Annotated in this window: 2 protein-coding genes; both read right to left on the bottom strand. The window is 74.6% G+C overall.

All coding sequences use genetic code 11. The annotated features are described in order from the left end of the window. Positions 1-16: 16 nt before the first annotated feature. Positions 17-7606: an amino acid adenylation domain-containing protein gene (locus ACIQAK_RS20385; RefSeq protein ID WP_366390226.1), complete on the bottom strand. Its 7590-nt coding sequence runs from the start codon at positions 7604-7606 to the stop codon at positions 17-19. Then, a complete protein-coding gene (locus ACIQAK_RS20380) occupies positions 7603-22179 on the bottom strand; it encodes an amino acid adenylation domain-containing protein (RefSeq protein ID WP_366390227.1) in 14577 nt (4858 codons plus the stop codon). Before ACIQAK_RS20380 ends, ACIQAK_RS20385 begins: the two co-directional genes overlap by 4 nt. Positions 22180-22209: the final 30 nt, after the last annotated feature.

Genomic DNA, 22209 nt, shown 5'->3' with positions numbered 1-22209 from the left:
GCGGCCCGGCTCCGGATCATGACGTGACCGTTGAGGGCCGCGGCAGGAAGCCTGTTCCGTGGAAGTAGGCCAGGTAGCGGTCCAGGGTCTCGTCGGTCAGCTGGGGCAGGTGAACCCCCAGGTCGGCCGCCGCCTTGGCCGTCCGGGTGGAGTCGAAGCGCCGGTGGTCCGTCGCCGCCTGCCGGCTCTGGTCCTCGCCGCCGAGGAACAGCTGGGCCGCGTTGTCGTGCTGTGCGGCCACCCGCGCCTGCCAGTCGGCCGCGGTGACGGTCCGCAGCTCGTGGCCGAGCCGGGCGGCCGCCTCGAAGACGCGGTCCAGGCCCGGTGCGTCCGGATTGGTGAGGTGATACGTCTCCGGGCCCCTCCGGCCGGAGGTGGAGAAGGCCACGATCGCCGCACTGACGTAGTCCACGGGCACCCAGTCGGTCGACCCGTGCGGCAGGTCCGGTACCGCCTTCGCCTGGAGGCAGCCCTTGATGAGCTGCCACAGCAGGTCGCGGTCCTGGCAGGCCCCGGTGGTGGTGTCCCCGCTGATGCGGCCGGGCCGGTGGACGGTGACGGGCAGGCCGCGTTCGCGGGCCAGCGCGACGAGCCCCTCCGCGACCCATTTGCTCTGCGCGTATCCGTCGGGCAGTGCGGTCGCGGGACCCGTCGGGGTCGTCTCCGTGATGGTGGCCGGCCCGAGGTCCGGTGAGGGGGCGTGGACGCTGGTCGTGGAGACGTAGTGCATCCCGGGTGAGGCGGAGTCGGCGAGCAGGCGCAGCAGTTCCTCGGTGCCCACCACGTTCGGGGCGCGCAGATCACCGTAGGCGGCGGCGAAGTTGACCCGTGCGCCGTTGTGCAGAACCGGGCCGAGACGGCGGGCCAGGGCGGCCCGGGCATCGGGTGACAGTCCGAGGCCGGGGGCGGCGAGGTCGCCGGGGACGGGGCGGATCAGTTCCGCGTACCGGGGGTGCCAGAGGCCGTAGTGCTCCAGGTTGGCCCGCAGCCGGTGCGCCGCGTCGCGCTCGTTCTCGGCTCGTACGAGACAGTCGACCGGACCGTCGGTGACCTCGATGAGGTCGCGCAGGAGGAACGCGCCGAGGAAGCCGGAGGCACCGGTGAGCAGGGGGCGCAGGGACGGGCGAAGGGGCCGGCTGCGGGTGGGCGCGGGCACCGGGGCCGCGGGGACCGAGGTGCCGTCCGGGATGTCCCGGGCGGTGCCCTGGATGTCCGCGGCCAGCCGGACCTCGGAGGTGAGGTCCGGGGCGAGGATGTGCTCCGCGTCCCGCTCCCCCGCGATGTGCCCCAGGAGCCTGTCGATGCCCTCGACGGTGGGCGCCGCGAACAGGTCCCGCAGGGAGGGGCGTTGGCCGCAGCGCTCCCCGATCCGCTGGGCGAGGGTCACGGCGAGCAGCGAGTGGCCGCCCAGGGCGAAGAAGTCGTCCGAAACCCCGACCTGGGGCACACCGAGCGTCTCGGCGAAGACCTCGCACAGCGCGCGTTCGCGGTCGGTGCGGGGCGCGCGGCTCCCGGTCGGAGCGGTCACCTCGGGTGCGGGCAGGGCGCGCCGGTCGGTCTTGCCGTTGGGGGTGACGGGCAGGGCGGCGAGCCGTACGAAGGCGGCGGGGATCATATGGCTGGGCAGGGTGGTGGCGAGGTGGGCGCGCGTCCCGGCCTCGTCCGGGAACGCCGCCCCGTCCGCGGGTACGGTGTACGCGACCAGGCGTCGGTCGCCCGGCCGGTCCTCGCGGACGACGGCGCAGGCCGCTGCCACCCCGGGCAGGGCGGTGAGGGCGGCCTCGATCTCTCCGAGTTCGATGCGGAAGCCGCGGAGTTTGACCTGGTCGTCGACGCGGGAGACGTAGACGAGTTCCCCCTCGGCCGTCCAGCGCACCAGGTCCCCGGTGCGGTACATCCGGCCCCCCGTCCGGTCGAACGGGTCGGCGACGAACCGCGACGCGGTCAGGGCGGCCCGGCCGTGGTAGCCGCGGGCCACTCCGGCACCGGACACGTACAGCTCGCCGACGACGCCGGGCGGCACCGGCGCCAGCCGGTCGTCCAGGACATGGATACGGGTGCCGTCGACGGGGACGCCAATGGGCACGGTGCGGTCGGGGGCGAGTGGCCCCTCCGCGTACTGGAAGGCGCTCATGGTGGCGCAGACCGTGGTCTCCGTGGGGCCGTAGGCGTTCACGAGGAACCGGTCCCGTGCCCAGGAGCGCACCAGGGCCGGCGTGCACGCCTCACCGGCGAGGACGATCGTAGTCCCGGTGGGCAGCGAGCCGGGCGGCATCACGGCGAGGGCGGCGGGCGGCAGGGTCAGGTGGGTGATGCCCCGATCGCGGACCAGGGCGGCGAGGGTCGGGCCGGGCAGCAGGGCGTCGCGCTCGTCGATCTCCAGGCAGGCCCCGGAGAGCAGCCCCATGCACAGCTCCCAGAACGCCGCGTCGAAGCTGACGGAGGCCATGTGCAGCACCCGGCTGCCCGGGGTGACGCGCAGCCGCTCGCTCTGGCTCCTGGCCATGGCGCCCGCGCCCCGATGGGTGACCACGACGCCCTTGGGGCGGCCGGTGGAGCCGGAGGTGTAGATGACGTAGGCCGGGTGCGCCGGGAGCGGGGGCCGGATCGGGGCGGCCGGGGCGGTGCTGTCCGCGAGGCCGGCGATGTGCAGGTACGGCACCGGTGACGCGGGGAGCCGGCGGTGGATGGCGGGGGTGGTGAGGAGCAGGCGCGGCCGGGCGTCGTCGAGCATGTAGGACAGGCGCTGGGCCGGGTAGTCGGGGTCGAGCGGCACGTAGGCCGCCCCGCTCCTGAGGATGCCGAGGAGGGCCACGACGAGTTCGTGGGTGCGGGGCAGGGCGACCGCCACCCGGTCGTCGGGGCCGATGCCCCGTGCGGCGAGGTGGTGGGCGAGGGCGTCGGCGCGGGCGTCGAGTTCGGCGTAGGTGAGGGTGGTGTCCGCGTCGCGGACCGCGGGGGCGTCGGGGGTGCGCCGGACCCACTGCCCGAAGAGCTCGGGGACCGTGGAGGCCGGCGCGTCCTGGTCCGGGCCGGTGCCCCAGGCGGTGAGACGGGTGCGCTCGGCGCTGGTGAGCACGTCGTAGTCACGCAGCGGACGGTCGGGGTCGGCGGAGACGGCGCCCAGCAGCAGGGTGAGCCGTTCGGTGAGGTCGCGGACCGTGGCCGGGTCGAAGAGTTCCCTGGCGTAGTCGACCGCTCCCCGCATACCGCTCGGCGCGCCGCCGCCTTCGTCGTGCGTCTCGGTGAAGGTGAACGACAGGTCGAACTTGGCCACCCCGGGGTCGGCCTCCACACCGGTGACGGTGAGGCCGGGCAGGTCGAGGGGTGCGGCAGGGGTGTGGTTCTGCAGGATGAGCATGGTCTGGAAGAGCGGGTGGTGGTTCTGCGAGCGCGTGGGGTTGAGCAGTTCGACCAGGCGCTCGAAGGGGACGTCCTGGTGTGCGTACGCGGAGAGGTCGAACTCCTTGACCCGGTCCAGGAGTTCGAGGAAGGTCGGGTCGCCGGTCAGGTCCGTGCGCAGGACCAGCGTGTTCACGAAGAAGCCGACGAGGTCGGAGGCGGCCTCGTCGGTGCGTCCGGCGACGGCCGTGCCCAGCGGGATGTCGTCGCCGGCGCCGTGCCGGGAGAGCACGAGGGACAGGGCGGCCTGGAGCACCATGAAGACGCTGCATCCGGTGGCGCGGGCGAGGCCGGTGACCTGTCGGGCGGTGGTGGGGTCGAGGGTGAAGTGGTGGGTGGCGCCGGTGTGCCGGGGCACGGCGGGCCGCGGCCGGTCCCACGGCAGCTCGATCATCTCGGGCAGCCCGTCCAGCGCGCGCTTCCAGTGGACGAGTTGGCGGGACACGACGCTTTCGGGGTCGTGCTCGTCGCCGAGCAGGCGGCGCTGCCAGAGGGTGTGGTCGGCGTAGTCGACGGGCAGTTCGCTCCAGGCGGGCGGTTCGGCGCGAGTGCGGGCCCGGTAGGCGGTGCCGAGGTCCCGGGTGAGAGGTGCCAGGGACGAGCCGTCGGCGGCGATGTGGTGGATCACCAGGACCAGGACGTGGACGCCGTCGGCCAGGCGCAGCAGGGTCGCCCGGAGCGGGAGCTGGTGCTCGATGTCGATCGGCTCGGTCGCGGCGGCCCCGATCCGGTCGGCGGCCTCGTTCGGCTCGACGGCTTCGAGGACGAACGGCAGGCGGACGTCGTCGGGCGCGGTGATGTGCTGGCGCGGCCCCTGACCGCCCTCGGGGAAGACGGTGCGCAGGGCGGCGTGCCGGGTGACGACGTCGAGCAGGGCCTGACGCAGGGCTTCAGTGTCGAGGGGCCCGTCGACGCGTGCGGCGAAGGGGATGTTGTACGTGGCGGAGGGGCCCTCCAGCCGGTGGAGGAACCACAGGCGCTGCTGGGCGTACGAGAGCGGGAGCGCGGCGGGGCGCTCCTGCGGGACGAGGGCGGGACGCGCCGGGCGGTCCGCCTCCTCCAGGGCGGCGGCGAGCGTGGCGACGGTGGGGTTCTCGAACAGGGTACGGATCTCGGTCTCGGTGTTCAGGGCGGTGCGCACGTGGCCCACCAGGCGGGTGGCGAGCAGGGAGTGGCCGCCCAGGGCGAAGAAGTTGTCGTCGACGGAGACCCGGGCCACGCCGAGCACGTCGGCGAAGAGCCCGGCGAGGATCTCCTCACGGGCGCCGCGCGGCGCCCGGCCCGGTGCGCCGGGCGAGGTGGCGGGCGCGGGCAGGGCGGCCCGGTCGAGTTTGCCGTTGGGGGTCATCGGCAGGACGTCGAGCGGCTGGATGGCGGCCGGCACCAGGTAGGCGGGCAGCCGGCGGCCGAGGTGGGCGGTGAGCAGGTCCGGGTCCGGGGTGTGTCCGGGTGTGGGGACGACGTAGGCGGTGAGGGTGCGGTCGCCGGGCAGGTCCTCGCGGACCAGGACGCAGGCGGCGCGCACGGAGGGGTCGGTGAGGAGGGCCGCCTCGATCTCCGCGGGTTCGATGCGGTGACCGCGGAGTTTGACCTGCTGGTCGGCTCGGGCCACGTAGTGCAGGGTCCCGTCGGCGTCCCGGCGCACGAGGTCACCGGTGCGGTACATGCGCTCCCCGGTCCCGGCGAACGGGTCGGCGACGAACCGGGTGGCGGTGAGGCCGGGGCGTCCCAGGTAGCCGCGCGCGACCCCGGGCCCCGCGACGTACAGCTCGCCCTCGGCACCGGGTGGCACGGGCCTCATCCCCGCGTCCAGGACGTAGGCGCGCGTGCCGTCGAGCGGTCGGCCGATCGGGGGCACTCCTGCGGACGCGCCCTCGGAGGGGACGCGGTGGAGGGTGGCGAAGGTGGTGGTCTCGGTGGGCCCGTAGACGTTGAGGACTGCGGTGGCGGGGTGGGCGGCGGCGAGCCGCTGGAGGACTCCGGGCGCGGCGGCCTCTCCCCCGGCGGCGACCAGGCGGAGCAGGCCGAGGGCACCGGGGTCGGTCTCGGCGATGACGTTGAACAGGGCCGTCGTCAGGAACGCCGCCGTCACACCGTGCCGGGTCGCCAGGTCCCGGAGCACGGCGGGCTGCAGGACCCCGGCGGGGGCCACGACCACCCGGCCGCCGTTCAGCAGGGGGGCCCAGATCTCGAAGGTGGAGGCGTCGAAGACGTACGCCGAGTGCAGCAGGACGGCGTCGGACGCCCCGTCCCCCCAGGTCCGGTCGGCGGTGAGGGCGGTGATGTCGGCGTGGGTGACGCCGACGCCCTTGGGCAGGCCGGTGGAGCCGGAGGTGAACATCACGTACGCGAGCCGGGCGCCACCGGTGGAGGCGGGGAGGGCTCCGGGGGCGGCCGGTCCTCCCTGCCGGACCCGGCCCGCGGCGTCGACGGTCAGCACGGCCACATCGGGCCCCAGTCGCCGCACCCAGTCGTTGTCGCGGGTGGCCTCGTCGACGATCACGGCACGCAGGGCGGCCACCTCGGCGACCCGGCTGAGCCGCTCGGCGGGCCAGGCCGGATCGAGGGGCACGTAGGCGGCGCCCGCGCGCAGGGCCGCGAGGGAGGCGGTGACCAGGGCGGTCGAGCGTCCCAGGAGGATGCCGACGCCCTCCTCGGCGCCGATCCCGTGGCCGGCCAGGGCGCCCGCCAACCCTTCCGAGAGCGACTGGAGTTGTCGGTACGTCAACTCCTCGCCGGCGCCGCAGACCGCCACCGCGTCCGGGTGGCGGGCGGCCAGCCGGGCGAGGGCGTCCGGGACACCCACGTCCGTCGCGCCTTCGGGGAGTGCGGCGCCACGCCCCTGGGCGAGCAGCGTGTCGCGCTCGCCGTCCAGGAGTACGGAGACGGCCTCGGCGCGGTGGTCGAGCCCCTGCGCCATCACGGTCAGCAGGCGCCGCATGCGGGCGACCGTGCGGGCCACCTCGTCGCGGTCCAGGGCGGCGGCCCGGAATCCGAAGGTGATCCGCAGCGCGTCGCCCGGAGCGATGGTGAGGGTGAGCGGGTAGTGGGCCGCGTCGGTGCCGCTGAACCCGGTGACGCTGAGGCCGGGCAGTTGCCGCTGCGCGGTGCGCAGGGCCTCGGCGTCCATCGGATAGTTCTCGAACACGGCGAGGGTGTCGAAGAGTTCGTCCAGTCCGGTGACGCCGCGTATCTCGGTCAGTCCGACGTACTGGCTGCCGAGAAGGCGGCCCTGCTCCTCCTGGAGCCGGGTCAGGAGCGCGGCCAGGGTCTCACCCGGTACCGGGCGGAGCCGCACCGGCACGGTGTTGATGAACAGGCCGACCATCGACTCGATCCCGGGCACCTCCGGCGGGCGGCCGGAGACGGTGGTGCCGAAGACCACGTCGGGCCGTCCGGTGAGACGGGCGAGCAGCAGGCCCCAGGCGCCCTGGACCAGGGTGTTGAGGGTGAGCCGGTGGGCGCGGGCGCTCTCGCGGAGCCGGTGCGTCGTGGCCTCGTCCAGGTCGAGCACGAGGGTCTCGGGGAGTTCACCGGAGCCCGGCACGTCCGCGGTGGGGCGCCCGGCCAGCAGCGTGGGCGCCTCGATCCCGTCCAGGGCGGTGCGCCAGGCGTCCAGGGCAGCTCCGCGGTCCTGCTGGGCCAGCCAGGCGAGGTAGGTGCGGTAGGGGGCGACCCGGGGCAGGGAGCTGTCGTCGCCGCCCCGCGCGTACAGCTCGAAGAGTTCGCGTACGAGCAGGGGCATCGACCAGCCGTCGAGCAGGATGTGATGACTCGTCATGACCAGCCGGTGCTGCTGCGGTCCGGTGTGCACGAGGGTGAACCGCATCAGCGGCGGGGTGGTGAGGTCGAAGCGGCGGGTGCGGTCGGCGGCGAGGAACGCGGCGAGCCGCTCCGGTGCCGTGCCCGTGCCGTCCGCCACGGTCAGGTCGAGCTCCTCCAGCGGCACCGGCACCTCGGCGGCGACGGCCTGCACCGGCTCCTCCAGGTCCTCGTGGAGGAAGCCGGCCCGCAGGTTGGGGTGGCGGCGCAGCAGACCGCCGACGGCGGCGTGCAGCGCCGGGACGCTGACGGTGCCTTCGAGGTCGAAGACGAACTGCGCGGTGTAGACGTCCACGGCGTGGGAGTCGTACAGCGCGTGGAAGAGCATGCCCGCCTGCAACGGCGTCAGCGGTAGTACGTCCTCCAGTTGGAACCCGGTCACTTGCGTCCACCCCACTTGTTCTGCAGTCGGTCGATCTGGGCCTGGTTGAGCGAGACCAGCGGAAGGTCGGACGGCGTGTAACCGCCCGCGTCAGGTCGTTCGGCGTGTTCGGCGATGGCGCGCAGGGCGCGGATGAAGGTGTCGGACAGGATCTCCACGTCGGCCTCCTTGAGCAGGTCGGCGGGCCAGGTCCAGCGGATCACCAGGCGGGGGCCCTCCGGCAGGTCCTCGGTGTGCGCGTTGATGTCGAGGACGTGGTGGACGGGCATGTCCGGGTCCTGGCTGCGCGGTCCGCCGCCGTCGAGCAGGACCTCCCAGTCGGTGCCCGGGTCCCCGTTCGCGTCGGCCGCCCTGGACGGAGCGGCGTACCGGCCCAGGTAGTTGAAGCCGATCTGGGGCTGCGGCGCGGCGGCGAGGCGGGGGCGGGTGGCCGGGTTGAGGTGGCGCAGCATTCCGTAGCCGACGCCGTGGTCGGGGACGGTCCGCAGCTGTTCCTTGACGCGTTTGAGGGCGCGTTCCACCAGGGCGGCGTCGAAGTTCCCCGGCTGGCGGGCGTCGACGGGTCCGGGGTCGAGCCGGACCGGATAGAGACTGGTGAACCAGCCGACCGTGCGGGACAGGTCGACGTGGTCGGCGATCTGCTCGCGTCCGTGCCCCTCCAGATCGAGGAGCAGGCCGCTCTCCCCCGTCCGGTCACCGGCCCGTTGCGCCCGCCAGGAGCTGACGGCGAGGGCGAGGCCGGTGAGCAGGACGTCGTCCACCCCGGCGTGGAAGGCGGTGGGGACGGTGGTGAGCAGGGGCTTCGTCCAGGTGGCGGGGAGACGGGCGGTCAGGGTGCGGGTGCGGTCGGCGGTGTCCAGGTGCGGGTCGAGCGGCCGGTACCCGAGCTGGGGGTCGGGGGTGCTCAGCGCCGTCTCCCACAGCGGGAGTTCGGCTTCGCGGGCGGCACCGCGCGCCTGCGAGGCGAGGAGGTGCGCCCAGCTCCGGTAGGGCGTGGCGACGGCGGGCAGTGCCGCGCCCGCCCCGCCGGTGACGGCCTGCCAGGCGGTGGCGAGGTCGGCGGCGAGGATGCGCCAGGAGACGGCGTCGACGGCCAGGTGGTGCACGACGAGCAGCAGCCGTCCGCGGGTGTGCGGCCCGGCGTCGCACCACACGGCCTCGATCACCTCCCCGTGCGCGGGCCGCAGCCGGCCGCGGGCCGCTTCGCCGGCCTCGGTGAGGGCGGCGCGGACGGCGTCGGGGGCCAGACCCGCGACGTCGACCCGGGTGAAGCGGCGGCGGGCCGGCACGGCGCCGGGCGGCAGGGCTTCGAGTACGGGCTCGCCGCCGGCCGGGCGGGTGACCTTCAGGCGGAGCATGTCGTGGTGGTCGATGAGGAGCTGGAGGGTGGCGACGAGCGCCTCCTCGCCGGCGCCCGCGGGCGTGCGCAGCACCCCGGACTGGTTGTAGCCGTCCGTGGCGCCGGGCCGCTCCAGCAGCCAGGCGACGATGGGGGTCGGCGGCATCTCGCCGGCGCCCTGTTCCGCCGGTACGGCGGTGTCCTGGTCGAGGGCGGTGGCTACAGCCGCGATGGCCTCGGGCGTGCGGTGGACGAAGACGTCGCGCGGGGTGACGCCGAGGCCGGCCGCGCGGACCCGGCTGACCAGTTGGATGGAGAGGATGCTGTCGCCGCCGAGCGCGAAGAAGTCGTCGTCGGTACGGACGGCGGGGGCGCTTAGGACGGAGGCGAACACCTCGCACAGCACGCGTTCCGGTGCGGTGCGCGGCTGCCCTCCCGGCCGGGTGGCGGCGGTGCGGGCCGGGGCGGGCAGGGCGCGCCGGTCGGTCTTGCCGTTGGGCAGCAGCGGCAGCGCGTCCAGGGTGACGAAGACGGCGGGCACCATGTACGGCGGCAGGGCCGACGCCAGCCCGGCCCGCAGTTCGGCGTCGGTGAGGGGTTCGGTGCCCGCGCGCCGGGCGGGCACGGTGTAGGCGACCAGGCGCCGCTCGCCCGGCCGGTCCTCGCGGACGAGGGCGCAGGCGGCGGTGATCCCGTCCAGCGCCGTGAGGGCGGCCTCGATCTCGCCGAGCTCGATGCGGAAGCCGTGCAGCTTGACCTGGTCGTCGGCGCGCGAGACGTAGGTGAGCAGGCCGTCGGCGTCCCGGCGGACCAGGTCGCCCGTACGGTACATGCGGCTGCCGGGCGGGCCGTACGGGTCGGCGACGAACCGGGCGGCGGTCAGGCCGGGGCGGCCCAGGTAGCCGCGGGCGAGGCCGTCGCCCGCGACGTGGAGCTCGCCGGTGACACCCGGCGGCACCGGCTGGAGGTTCGCGTCCAGGACGTAGGCGCGGGTGTTGTCGACGGGGCGGCCGAGCGGCACGGTCCCCTCCCCCGCCGGGGTGTCCCTCTCCTCGCCCCGGTGGTGGTGGGCGGTGGCGTCGATGGTCGTCTCGGTGGGTCCGTAGAGGTTGTGCACCTCGGTGCCCCAGTCCGCTCCGACGCGCTCCGCCAGCGACCGGGTCAGGGGCTCGCCGCCGCACAGGACGGCCCGCAGGGTGGCGGGTGCCTGGTCGGGGCGGGTCTCGGCGAGGACGACCGCGAGGTGCGAGGGCACGAACTGGGCGACGGTCACGCCCGCTTCCCGCATCCGGGCCAGCAGCGCGGCCGGCTCGTGGTTGACGGCGGGCGGCACCGGGCAGGAGGAGCCGCCGTGCAGGAGCGGCAGCCAGGTCTCCCAGACCGACGCGTCGAAGCTCGGGGAGGTGCGGGCGAGGACCCGGTCGTCGGCGGAGAGGCCGAGGTGGCCGGCCATCCAGGCCATGTGGTTGGTGAGCGAGGCGTGGGTGACCAGGACGCCCTTGGGGCGGCCGGTGGAACCGGAGGTGTAGATGACGTACGCGGTGTCGCGCGGGTCCGGTGCCACGCCGGCCGGTGCGGCGCTTCCGGTGGACCAGGCCGCCCGGTCGTCCAGTGCGAGGCAGGGGACGGACCGGGCGTACCGCTCGGTTCGGGCGGTGCCGTGGGTCAGGAGCAGCGCCGGGCGGGCGTCCTGGAGCATGTGGGTGACGCGCGCTTCGGGGTACTCCAGGTCGATGGGCAGATAGGCGGCCCCGGCCTTGGCCACCGCGAGCATGGCGACGACCTGGTCGGCGGTTCCCTCCAGGGCGAGGGCGACGAGGTCGCCTCGGCCGATGGACCGGCCGTGCAGGTGGTGGGCCAGGTCGTCGGAGAGCGCGTCGAGTTCGCCGAAGGTGAGGCGGTGCGCGCCCTCCCGCACGGCCACCGCGTCGGGCGTCCGGGCGCACTGCGCGCGGAACGCCTCCGGCGCCGTGCGCGCGGCCACCGGCCGTACGGGGCCGTGGGCGGTGCGCTCCAGGCCCTGCCGCTCGGCCGCCTCCAGGATGTCGACGGCGTGGACGTGCAGACCGGGGTCGGCGGCGAGGGTGGCGAGCAGCCGGGTCAGCCGGGCGGCCAGGGTGTGGGCGGTGGCGTGGGTGAAGAGTTCGGTGGAGAACTCCAGATGGCCGTCCAGGCCGGCGGGGCGGCCCGCTTCGTCGTACGTCTCGCTGAAGGTGAAGGTCAGGTCGAACTTGCTGATGCCGGTGTGCACCGGCTGGCCGGTCACCGTGAGACCGGGCAGGTCGACGGTGGCGTCCGCCTGGTTCTGGAGGACGAGCATGGTCTGGAACAGCGGGTGGTGGTTCTGGGCGCGGGTCGGGTCGAGCGAGTCCACCAGCCGCTCGAACGGTACGTCCTGGTGGGCATAGGCCGACAGGTCGAACTCCCGCACCCGGTCCAGGACTTCGCCGAAGGTGGGATCTCCGGCCAGGTCGGTGCGCAGGACGAGGGTGTTGACGAAGAAGCCCACCAGGTCGTCCAGCGCCTCATCGGTGCGTCCGGCCACGGCGGTGCCGAGCGGGATGTCCTCTCCGGCGCCGTGCCGGGCCAGGAGTACCGACAGGGCCGCCTGGAGCACCATGAAGAGGCTGCATCCGCGCGCCCGGGCGAGCGCGGTCAGGGCCTGGTGGGTCTCCGCCTCGACGGGGAAGGCGAACGCGTCGCCCCGGTGGGCGGGGACGGCTGGGCGCGGGTGGTCCAGGGGCAGGTCGAGCAGTTCCGGGGCGCCGGCGAGCGCGGTGCGCCAGAAGTCCAGCTGTCGGGCGGCCTGGCTGGCGGGGTCGTTCTCGTCGCCGAGCAGGGCGCGCTGCCACAGGGTGTAGTCGGCGTACTGGACGGCGAGCTCCGGCCTGGAGGGTTCCTCGCCCTCGGCCCGCGCGCGGTACGCCTCCCCCAGGTCACGGGCGAGCGGGGCGAGGGACCAGCCGTCGCCCGCGATGTGGTGGAGGACCAGCACGAGGACGTGGGCCTCGGCGCCGAGCCGCACCAGCCGGGCCCGGACAGGGATCTCGGCGGCCACGTCGAAGGCGTGGCCCACCTCGGTGGTCAGCAGCGCGTCCAGGCGGGCGGGGTCGGTGTCGAGGGGGGTCAGGTCGAGATCGGCGCCATCGGCGTCCAGGACGAGCTGGCGTGCCACCCCGTCGGTCTCGGGAAAGACGGTGCGCAAGCTCTCGTGCCGTCGCACGACATCCGTGAGGGCGCTCTCCAGGGCCTCCGCGTCGAGCGGCCCGTCCAGCCGCAGCACGAGGGGCACGTTGTACGTGGCGCTGGGCCCCTCCAGCCGGTTGAGGAACCACAGGCGCTGCTGCGCGAAGGACAGCGGCAGTGGATCGGGGCGGTCGCCCACCCGCTCCAGGGGGTTCCTGGCCTGTTCGGCACCGTCCAGTACGGCGGCGAGCGCGGCCGGGGTGGGGTGCTCGAAGAGGGCCTTGACCTGGATCTCCACGCCGAGGGCGGTGCGGATGCGGGCGGCGAGGCGGGTGGCGAGCAGGGAGTGGCCGCCCAGGGTGAAGAAGTCGTCGTCGACGCCGGCCTCGTCGAGGCCGAGGACGTCGGCGAAGAGCCCGCACAGGATCTCCTCGCGGGCGGTACGGGCGGTGCGGCCGCGGACCGGGGCGTGCTGGTCGGGCGCCGGCAGGGCGCGGTGGTCCACCTTGCCGTTGAGGGTCAGCGGCAACGCGTCGAGCAGGACGAACGCCGAGGGCACCATGTAGGCGGGCAGGGACCGGCCGACGGCCCGGGCGAGGTCGCCCGGTTCGGGACGGGCGCCGGCGGCCGGCACCACGTACGCGACGAGGCGACGGTCGCCCGCGATGTCCTCGCGTACGACGGCGAAGGAGTCGGCGACCCCCTCGCACAGGGCCAGCACGCCCTCGATCTCGCCGAGTTCGATGCGGTAGCCGCGCAGCTTCACCTGGCCGTCGGCGCGGGTGACGTAGGCGATGTGTCCCTCGCGGGTCCACCGGACGAGGTCGCCGGTGCGGTACATGCGCCCGCCGGCGGGGTCGAACGGGTCGGCGACGAAGCGCGTGGCGGTCAGCCCCGGGAGCCCGGTGTACCCCCGTGCCACGCCGCGTCCGGCGAGGTACAGCTCGCCCACGACACCCGGCGGGACCGGCACCAGGGAGCCGTCCAGGACGTAGCCGCGCATGCCGTCCAGGGGGCGCCCGATGGGTGGTGGGCCGGACGGCAGGTCGGCCGTCACCTGGTGGCGGGTGGCGAAGGTGGTGGTCTCGGTGGGTCCGTACACGTGCAGGACACGTGTGCCCGGCGCGGTGTGGGCGACCCGCTGCATCGCGTCCGGGGAGGCCAGCTCTCCCCCGGCGCAGAGCAGCCGCAGGCCGGTGAAGGCGCCGGGATCGGTCTCGGCGATCACGTTGAACAGGGCCGTCGTCATGAAGACGGCGCTCACCTGGTGCTCCTGGACGGCGTCCCCGAGGGTGCGGGCCTCCAGGACGCCGTCCGGGGTGACGACGATCCGGCCGCCGTTCAGGAGCGGGGCCCAGATCTCGAACGTGGAGGCGTCGAAGACGTACGCCGAGTGCATCAGCACCGCGTCGGCGGCGCCGTCCTGCCAGGCGGAGTCGGCGGTGAGAGCGACCACGTCGGCGTGCGTGACGCCGACCCCCTTGGGCAGGCCGGTCGAGCCGGAGGTGAACATCACGTAGGCGAGGGACGCGGTGCCCGGTACCGCCGCCGGGTGGCCGGGCCGCTCGGGGGCGCCCCGCAGGATCCGGCCGAGCCGGTCCACGACGAGGACCGGAATCCGCCCGGCCGTCGCGGCCACCCAGGGCGAGGTGAGGGCCGCCTCGTCGACGACGAGGACCCGCACGTCCGCCACTCCGGCGACCTGGCCGAGCCGTTCGGCGGGCCAGCGCGCGTCCAGCGGGACGTAGGCACCGGCCGCGCGGACGGTGCCGAGGGAGACCGACACCACGGCCGGCGACCGGGCGAGCAGCACGCCGACCCCGCGCTCGGGGCCGACACCGAGACCCGCCAGCGCGCGGGCGAGGGCGTCGGAGATCCCGTCGAGTTCGGCGTACGTCAGGGTGTCGCCGTCGCCGGTGACCGCCACGGCGTCCGGGGTGCGGCGCGCCCGGTCCGCGAAGAGCGCGGGCAGGGTGGCGTCCGCGGGCTCGGCGGGCAGGGCGCGGCCGCTGCCCCAGCGGGTGACCCGGGCGTGCTCGTCCGCGTCCATCAGGTCGTAGCCCGCCAGGGGCCGTGAGGGGTCGGCGGCCACCTGCTCCAGGAGGCGGACCAGGCGGGCCGCGAGTCTCTCCACGGTGGTCCGGTCGAAGAGGGCCGTGGCGTACTCGATCCCGGCGGTGAGGGCGCCCGCGCCCTCCTCCTCGGTGGGCTCCTCCGTGAACTCCTCGGTGAAGGCGAAGGTGAGGTCGAACTTGCTCAGGCCGTTGTGGACGAGCCGGTCCTCGACGGTGAGGCCGGGCAGGTCGGGCCGGGCGGTCTCCTGGTTCTGCAGGACCAGCATGGTCTGGAACAGCGGGTGGTGGTTGCGCGCCCGGACCGGGTTCAGGCTCTCCACCAGACGTTCGAACGGCACGTCCTGGTGCGCATAGGCGGACAGGTCGAACTCGCGGACACGGTCCAGCAGTTCACGGAAGGTCGGGGCGCCGGACAGGTCCGTGCGCAGCACGAGGGTGTTGACGAAGAAACCGACCAGATCCTCCAGCGCCTCGTCCGTGCGGCCGGCGACCGGCGTCCCGAGCGGGATGTCGTCGCCCGCACCGTGCCGGTGCAGCACGGTGGCCACGGCGGCCTGGAGCACCATGAACAGGCTGCTGCCCGACTCCCGCGCCAGGAGCAGGAGCCGCGCGTACAGAGGTGAGGGCAGATCGAAGGTGTGGACGGCCCCCCGCGGGTCGGTGGTCACCGGTCGCGGCCGGTCCAGCGGCAGGTCGATCAGTCCGGGGAGCCCGGCGAGGGCGGTGTGCCAGTGGTCGAGCTGCTGCTTCAGGACGCTGTCGGATGCGGCGCCGTCGCCGAGGACGGCGTGCTGCCAGAGGGTGTAGTCGGCGTACTGGAGGGGGGTGCCGGACGACAACTCGGGCCGCTGTCCCGCAATTTCGGCCCGGTAGGCGTGGCCGAGATGGCGGGCGAGCGGGGCGAGGGACCAGCCGTCGCCCGCGATGTGGTGCAGGACGAGCACCAGGACGTGGTGGTCGGGTGCGGAACGCAGGAGCAGGGCGCGCAGCGGAAGGTCCGTGGTGATGTCGAACGGCTCGCGCACCGCGTCCAGGACGGCCGCCTCCAGCTCAACGGGGGACGTGGACACGACCGGCAGCTCGGGCGGGGCGGTGGCGGCGGGGAGGATCAGCTGACGCGGTGACCCGTCCCGTTCCGGGAAGACCGTGCGCAGTGCCTCGTGCCGCTCGACGACATCGGCCAGGGCGTCGCGCAGGGCGTCCGGGTCGAGGGAGCCGTCGAGTTCGAGGACGAGCGGGATGTTGTAGGTGGAGCTGGGCCCTTCGAGCCGGCCGAGGAACCACAGGCGCTGCTGGGCGAAGGAGAGCGGCAGCGGGTCGGGCCGCCGTTCCGCGGGCACCAGCGCGGGGCGGTCCCGGTCCGCTGTGCCGAGGGCGCGGGCCAGACCGGCGACGGTCGGGTGCTCGAAGAGCGTGCGTACGGCGATCTCGGCGCCCAGGACGGTACGGACGCGGCTGACCACGCGCATGGCGAGGAGGGAGTGGCCGCCGAGGTCGAAGAAGCTGTCGTGCGGGCCCACCTGGGGCCGGTGCAGGACATCGGCGAAGATCCCCGCGAGCAGGTCCTCCTGGAGGGTGCGCCGCCCGGTCCCGGAGGCGTTGTCGGCGCCGGTCTCCGGATCCGGTTCGGGCAGGGCCCGGCGGTCCACCTTGCCGTTGGGCAGGAGCGGGAGGTCGTCCAGGACGACGACGGTGCCGGGCACCATGTAGTGCGGCAGGGTCTCGGCCAGGGCGTCGCGCAGGGCGGTGGGGCGCGGGGCGGGGTCCGCGGTGACGGCGTAGGCGACGAGGCGGGGCCGGCCGGGGACGTCCTCGCGGATCACGGCGCAGGCGGCCGTGACGCCGGGGCGGGCCAGGAGTGCGGCCGCGACCTCGCCCAGTTCGATGCGGAAGCCGCGGAGTTTGACCTGGTCGTCGGCGCGGGCCACATAGGCGAGCAGTCCGTCGGCGTTCCACCGTACGAGGTCGCCCGTCCGGTACATCCGGGCGCCGGCGGCGCCGAACGGGTCGGCGACGAACCGGGCGGCGGTCAGGCTCCGGTGCTCCAGGTAGCCGTGGGCCAGGTTGGGGCCCGAGAGGTACAGCTCGCCGGTCACGCCGGGCGGCACGGGCCGCATTCGGCCGTCGAGGACGTAGGTACGCATGGTGTCGACCGGGCGGCCGATCGGCACGGTCTCGGAGGGCGTGCCGGCGGTGTGTCCGGTGGTCGCGGTGTGTTCGGGGGCCGCCGCGCCGCGTGGTGGCCCGCCCGCGTGGTGGGCGGTCGCGTGGTGGGCGGTCGCGTGGTGGGCGGTCGCGTGGTGGGCGGTCGCGTCGATGGTCGCCTCGGTGGGCCCGTACAGGTTGTGGACCTCGGCCCGCCACAGCCGGGCGACGTCGTCGGCGAGGGCGCGCGGCAGCGGCTCGCCGCCGCACAGGACGGCCCGCAGGGCGGGCAGCGGTGCGGCGTGTGCCGCCTCGGCGAGGACCAGCGTCAGGTGCGAGGGCACGAACTGGGCCACGGTGACGCCGAACCGGCTCATCCAGGAGACCAGGGCGCCGGGTTCCCGGTTGGCGTCGTGCGGCAGCACACAGGCTTCGCCGCCGTTCATGAGCGGGAGCCACAGCTCCCACACGGAGGCGTCGAAACTGGTGGAGGTGCGGGCGAGGATCCGGTCCTCCTGGGTGAGCCCCAGGTACCGGGCCATCCAGGCCATGTGGTTCGCCAGCGCGCCGTGCGGCACGACGACACCCTTGGGGCGTCCGGTGGAGCCGGAGGTGTAGATGACGTACGCGGGATCGGCCGGACGCGGTGCGGCCGGGGTGGGCACGGCGGCGCCCGCGACCCGGGCGGCCGGGTCGTCGAGGGCGAGCCAGGGAACGTCGCCGACGGGCAGTTGGGGGTGGATGTCCGCGGTGGTGAGCAGCAGCACGGGCCGGGCGTCGTCGAGCATGTGCCGGATGCGGGCCGGCGGGTACTCCGGGTCGACGGGCAGGTAGGCGGCGCCGGCCCGCAGGACGGCCAGCAGGGCGACGGCGGTGTCCACGGACGGCGGCGCGGCGAGGGCCACCCGGTCCCCGCGCCCCGCGCCCCGCTCCCGCAGGACCTGGGCGAGGCCGTCGGCGCGGGCGTCGAGTTCTGCGTAGGTGAGGCTGGTGTGCGCGTCGCGTACGGCGACCGCGTGCGGGGTGCGCTCGGCCCACTCCCGGACCGCTTCGGGGGCGGTGCGCGGGGGCGAGGGCCGTTCCTCGCCGTGTCCTTGGCGCAGGAGACGCTCGCGCTCGCCGGGTGCGAGCGGGTCGAGGTCGCCGATCCTCCGGTCGGGGTCGGTCACGGCCTGGGTGAGGACGTGGGCGAAGCGGGCGCACAGGGCCTGGGCGGTGGCGGCGTCGAAGAGGTCGGTGGCGTACTCCAGGTAGCCGCCGATCCCGCCCGGGACGGCGTCGGCCCCCTGCTCCGCCGGATCGCTGACGGCGGTGAGCTCGATGGACTCGGTGACCTCGGTGACCTCGGTGACCTCGGTGACCTCGGTGAGCGAGAACGTCAGGTCGAACTTGCTGATGCCGGTGTGCCGGGACCGGTCGTGGACGGTGACGCCGGGCAGATCGAGTGCCGCGCGCTCCTGGCTCTGCAGGACCAGCATGGTCTGGAAGAGCGGGTGGTGGTCGCCGGACCGCTCGGGGTTGAGCGCCTCCACGAGCCGTTCGAAGGGAAGGTCACCGTGGCTGAAGGCGGCGATGTCGAACTCCGCCGTCCGGCCCAGGAGTTCACGGAAGGTCGGATCGCCCGACAGGTCCGCGCGCAGGACGACGGTGTTGACGAAGAACCCGACGAGATCGTCCAGGGCCTCGTCGGTGCGTCCGGCCACCGCGGTGCCCAGCGGGATGTCGGTACCGGCCCCGTGGGCGTGCAGCGTCACGGCGAGGGCCGCCTGGAGCACCATGAAGGGGGTGCAGCCGGCGGCGCGGGCGAGCCGGGTGAGCGCGGCGTGCGCGGGGGCGGGCAGCTCGAAGGGGACGGCGTCGCCCCGGTGGCTGGGCACCGCCGGGCGGGGCCGGTCGAGGGGCAGGTCGAGCAGGTCGGGGGCGCCGCGCAACGCCTCCTGCCAGAAGGCGAGCTGGCGTGCGGCCAGGCTGTCCGGGTCGCCTTCGTCGCCGAGGAGGCGGCGCTGCCACAGGGCGTAGTCGGCGTACTGCACGCGCAGCGCGGGCCAGTCGGGGGCGGCCGTGCCCTCGGTCCTGGCGCGGTAGGCGGCGCCGAGGTCCCGGCTGAGCGGGGCGAGGGACCAGCCGTCGGCGACGACGTGGTGGAGGACGAGGGCCAGGACGTGGCGGGCCGGTCCCAGGCGGAACAGATGGGCCCGGATGCCGATGTCACCGTCGAGGTCGAAGGGCGCAGCGGTCAGCCGGCGCACCGCCTCCTCGGCCCAGGCGTCGGGGGCCGCGTCGTGCGGGGGCGATTCGAGGACGAGGGGGACGAGCGCGGCGGCGACGGCCGCGTCGAGGACTTCCTGCCGGGCGATGCCGTCCTGTTCGGCGAGGACCGTGCGCAGGCTCTCGTGCCGGGCGACCACGTCGGCCAGGGACGCGCGCAGGGCGTCCGGGTCGAGGGGCCCCTCCAGTTCGAGGACGAGCGGGATGTTGTAGGTGGCGTTGGGGCCTTCGAGTCCGCCCAGGAACCACAGGCGCTGCTGCGCGAAGGAGAGCGGCACGGCGGCGGGCCGCTGCTGCCGGGTGAGGGCGGGGCGGGCCGCGCCGGAGGTGTCGAGGGCGGCGGCGAGGGAGGCGACCGTGGGATGGTCGAAGAGGGTGCGCAGGTCCAGTTCGGCGCCCAGGGCCGTCCGCGCGCGGCCGATGAGGCGGGTGGCGAGCAGGGAGTGGCCGCCCAGGGAGAAGAAGTTGTCGTCGACGCCGACGGCCACGCCCAGGACATCGGCGAACAGGCCCGCCAGAACCTCCTCGTAGGCGGTGCGCGGGGCACGGTCCTTGGTGGCGACGGCGCGAGGCGCGGGCAGGGCGCGGCGGTCGACCTTGCCGTTGGGGGTCAGCGGCAGCGCGTCGAGGGTGACGAACGCGGAGGGCACCATGTAGGCGGGCAGGGTGCGCCCGAGGCGGACGGCCAGGGCGGTGTCGTCCGCCCGGGCGCCGGGGGCGGGTACGACGTAGGCGACCAGCCGGCGGTCGCCGGGGGTGTCCTCCCGGACCAGAACGCGGGCGGCACGCACCTGCGGATCGGTGAGCAGGGCGTTCTCGATCTCGGCGGGTTCGATGCGGAACCCGCGGAGCTTGACCTGCCCGTCGGCCCGTGCGACGTACTCGATGTCACCGCGCGCGGTCCAGCGTACGAGGTCACCGGTGCGGTACATACGGTCGCCGCCCGCCTCGTACGGGTCGGCGACGAACCGGGTCGCGGTGAGCGCGGCACGGCCCTGGTAGCCGCGGGCGACCCCGGGGCCGCCGACGTACAGCTCACCCACGATGCCGGGCGGCACCAGGGCGAGGTGGTCGTCGAGTACGTACAGGCGCATCCCGTCGAGGGCCCGGCCGATGGGCGGCGCGCCCGCCGTACCGGCGTCGACGGGGTGGCGGGTGGCGAAGGTCGTGGTCTCGGTGGGGCCGTACACGTTCAGGACCCGGGTGCCGGGCGCGGCGGCGGCCACGCGCTGCATCATGCCCGGGGTGGCGGCCTCGCCGCCCGCGGCGACCAGGCGCAGTCCGGCGAAGGCCGCGGGGTCCGCCTCGGCCACCACGTCGAACAGGGCCGTCGTCAGGAAGGCCGCGGTCACCCCGTACCGGGCCACCAGGTCCGCGAGGGTCCGCGCCTCCAGGACACCGCCGGGAGCGACGACCACCCGGCCGCCGTTCAGGAGCGGGACCCAGATCTCGAACGTGGAGGCGTCGAAGACGTACGCCGAGTGCATCAGCACCGCGTCGGCGGCGCCGTCCTGCCAGGCGGAGTCGGCGGCCAGCGCGAGGACGTCGGAGTGGGTGACGCCGACGCCCTTGGGCAGACCGGTGGAACCGGAGGTGAACATCACGTAGGCCAGCCGGTCGCCGCGGTCCACGGCCGGCAGCGGTCCCGGCCGCGCCGGAGCACCGCGCACGATCGAACCGGCCCGGTCGACGACGATCACCGGCAGGTGGGAGGCCGCCTCCTTCACCCAGGGCTGAGCGGCGGCGGCCTCGTCGACCACCAGAGCGCGCAGGCGGGAGACCTCCGCGGCACGGCTGAGCCGCTCGTCGGGCCAGGCCGGGTCCAGCGGCACGTACGCGGCACCCGCCCCCGCCACACCGAGCGTGGCCGCGACGACGGCGGCCGAGCGCCCGAGGAGAACCCCGACGCCGTCCTCGGCGTCGATGCCACGGCCGGTCAGGGCTCGGGACACCTGCTGCGACGCCGCCGCCAGTTCCCGGTACGAGAGGGTGACGGCGCCGTCCACCACCGCCGGGGCATGGGGGGTCCGGCGTGCCTGCGCGCCGAACGCCTCGGGCAGGCTCGTGGCCACGGTGCCGGCCGGTAGGCCGGTGCCACGCCCTTGGCCGAGCAACTCCTCGGCCGAGGCGTCGTCGAGGAGCGGCAGATCACCGAGGGGGGTGCCGGCGTCCGCGCCCGCCAGAGCCGTCAGGAAGGAGACGACGGCCCGCTGATGCAGCTGTACGTCCTCGGGGTGGTACAACTCCGGGTTGGTGTCGAAGCCGATCAGCGGCCCTCTGCCCTCGGACCGTTCGGAGACGAAGAAGGACACGTCGTCGACCGGGCCGATGGAGAGCAGACGGGAGGTGGCGGGGCTGCCGGCGAAGTCGAGGTCGTAGTCGTAGCCCATCACGTTGACCACGACGCCGGTCAGGCGCGCCGCGTCGTCCGCCATGTTCAGTTCGCGGGCGAGTTGTTCGCGGGAGAAGCGGCGGTGTCGCAGGGCACCGCGCATCTCGGTGGCGACGGCGCGCACGAGGGCGGCGACCGTCATGTCCGGGGAGAGGGTCAGGCGGAGCGGCAGGATGTTGGAGGTCATGCCGACGATGTGCCGCAGGCCGCCGTGGCGGCCGTTGGAGGCGAGACCGATGGTGACGTCCCGGTCTCCGGTGACCCGGCCGACGTAGGCCGCGACCGCGCTCACGAGGACCGCGCTCCAGCTGGTGCGGTTCTCGGCGGCGAGCCGGCGCAGGCCGTCGAGGGTGGTGACGGGCAGGGTGTCGCCGGTGTGCAGCGAGACGTCGGCTGGGGCGGATGCGGCCGGTGCCGGGACGTCGGTGCGCCGGGACAGGAGCGGTGTGCCGCCGTGCGCGTCCGCGTCGGGCCCGGCGGTACCACCGTCAGCGGCGCTCGCGCGGTCGCCCAGGTCGGTGAACTTGGCGGTCCAGTAGGCACGGTCCGCCTCGTACCGGTCCGAGCCGAGGTAGTCCGCCTCGTCGGACAGGAGCTCGCGCAGGGGTGCGGCAGGCAGCTCGACCTCGGCGAGGTCCTCGCCGCGCACCGCACGCGTGTACAGGTCGGCCACCGTGCGGGCGAAGACGGCACCGCCGAGGCCGTCGACGGCTATGTGGTGGTAGCGGATGTACCAGTAGTGCAGCCGGGGTCCCAGGCGTAACAGCGCGAAGTGGTGGTGCGGGGCGGCGAGCCGGTCGACGGTGGCCATGTCGTCGGCCATGTAGCGTTCGGCCGCGGTGACGGGGTCGGTGGAGCCGTCGGTGAGGTCGACCACACGGAGCCGGTCGCTCTGGTCCGCGGAGCGGCGGACGACACGCTGGCGGATCGTTTCGTCCTCGGTGACGAACTCGACGTTGAGGCTGTCGCAGAGGGCGGCCGCCCGGCCGAGCGCGTCGGCGAACAGCCCCTCGTCGAGCTCGCCGTCGATCTCGAAGCATTCCCCGATGTTGTACTTCGGACTGTGCTGATCGATGAGCTGCCCGTACCACACGCCTTGCTGGGCGGCGGTCAGTTCGAAGGATTCCTCGGGCACCACTTCTGATGGAAGAGAACGGTTTTCGCGCATGCCTGTCGACACCTTTGGGGAGAGTTTTTG

This window comes from Streptomyces sp. NPDC088706 (genome assembly GCF_044752765.1).
GTDB lineage: Bacteria > Actinomycetota > Actinomycetes > Streptomycetales > Streptomycetaceae > Streptomyces.
This window is presented reverse-complemented; position numbering and strand designations above follow the sequence as displayed.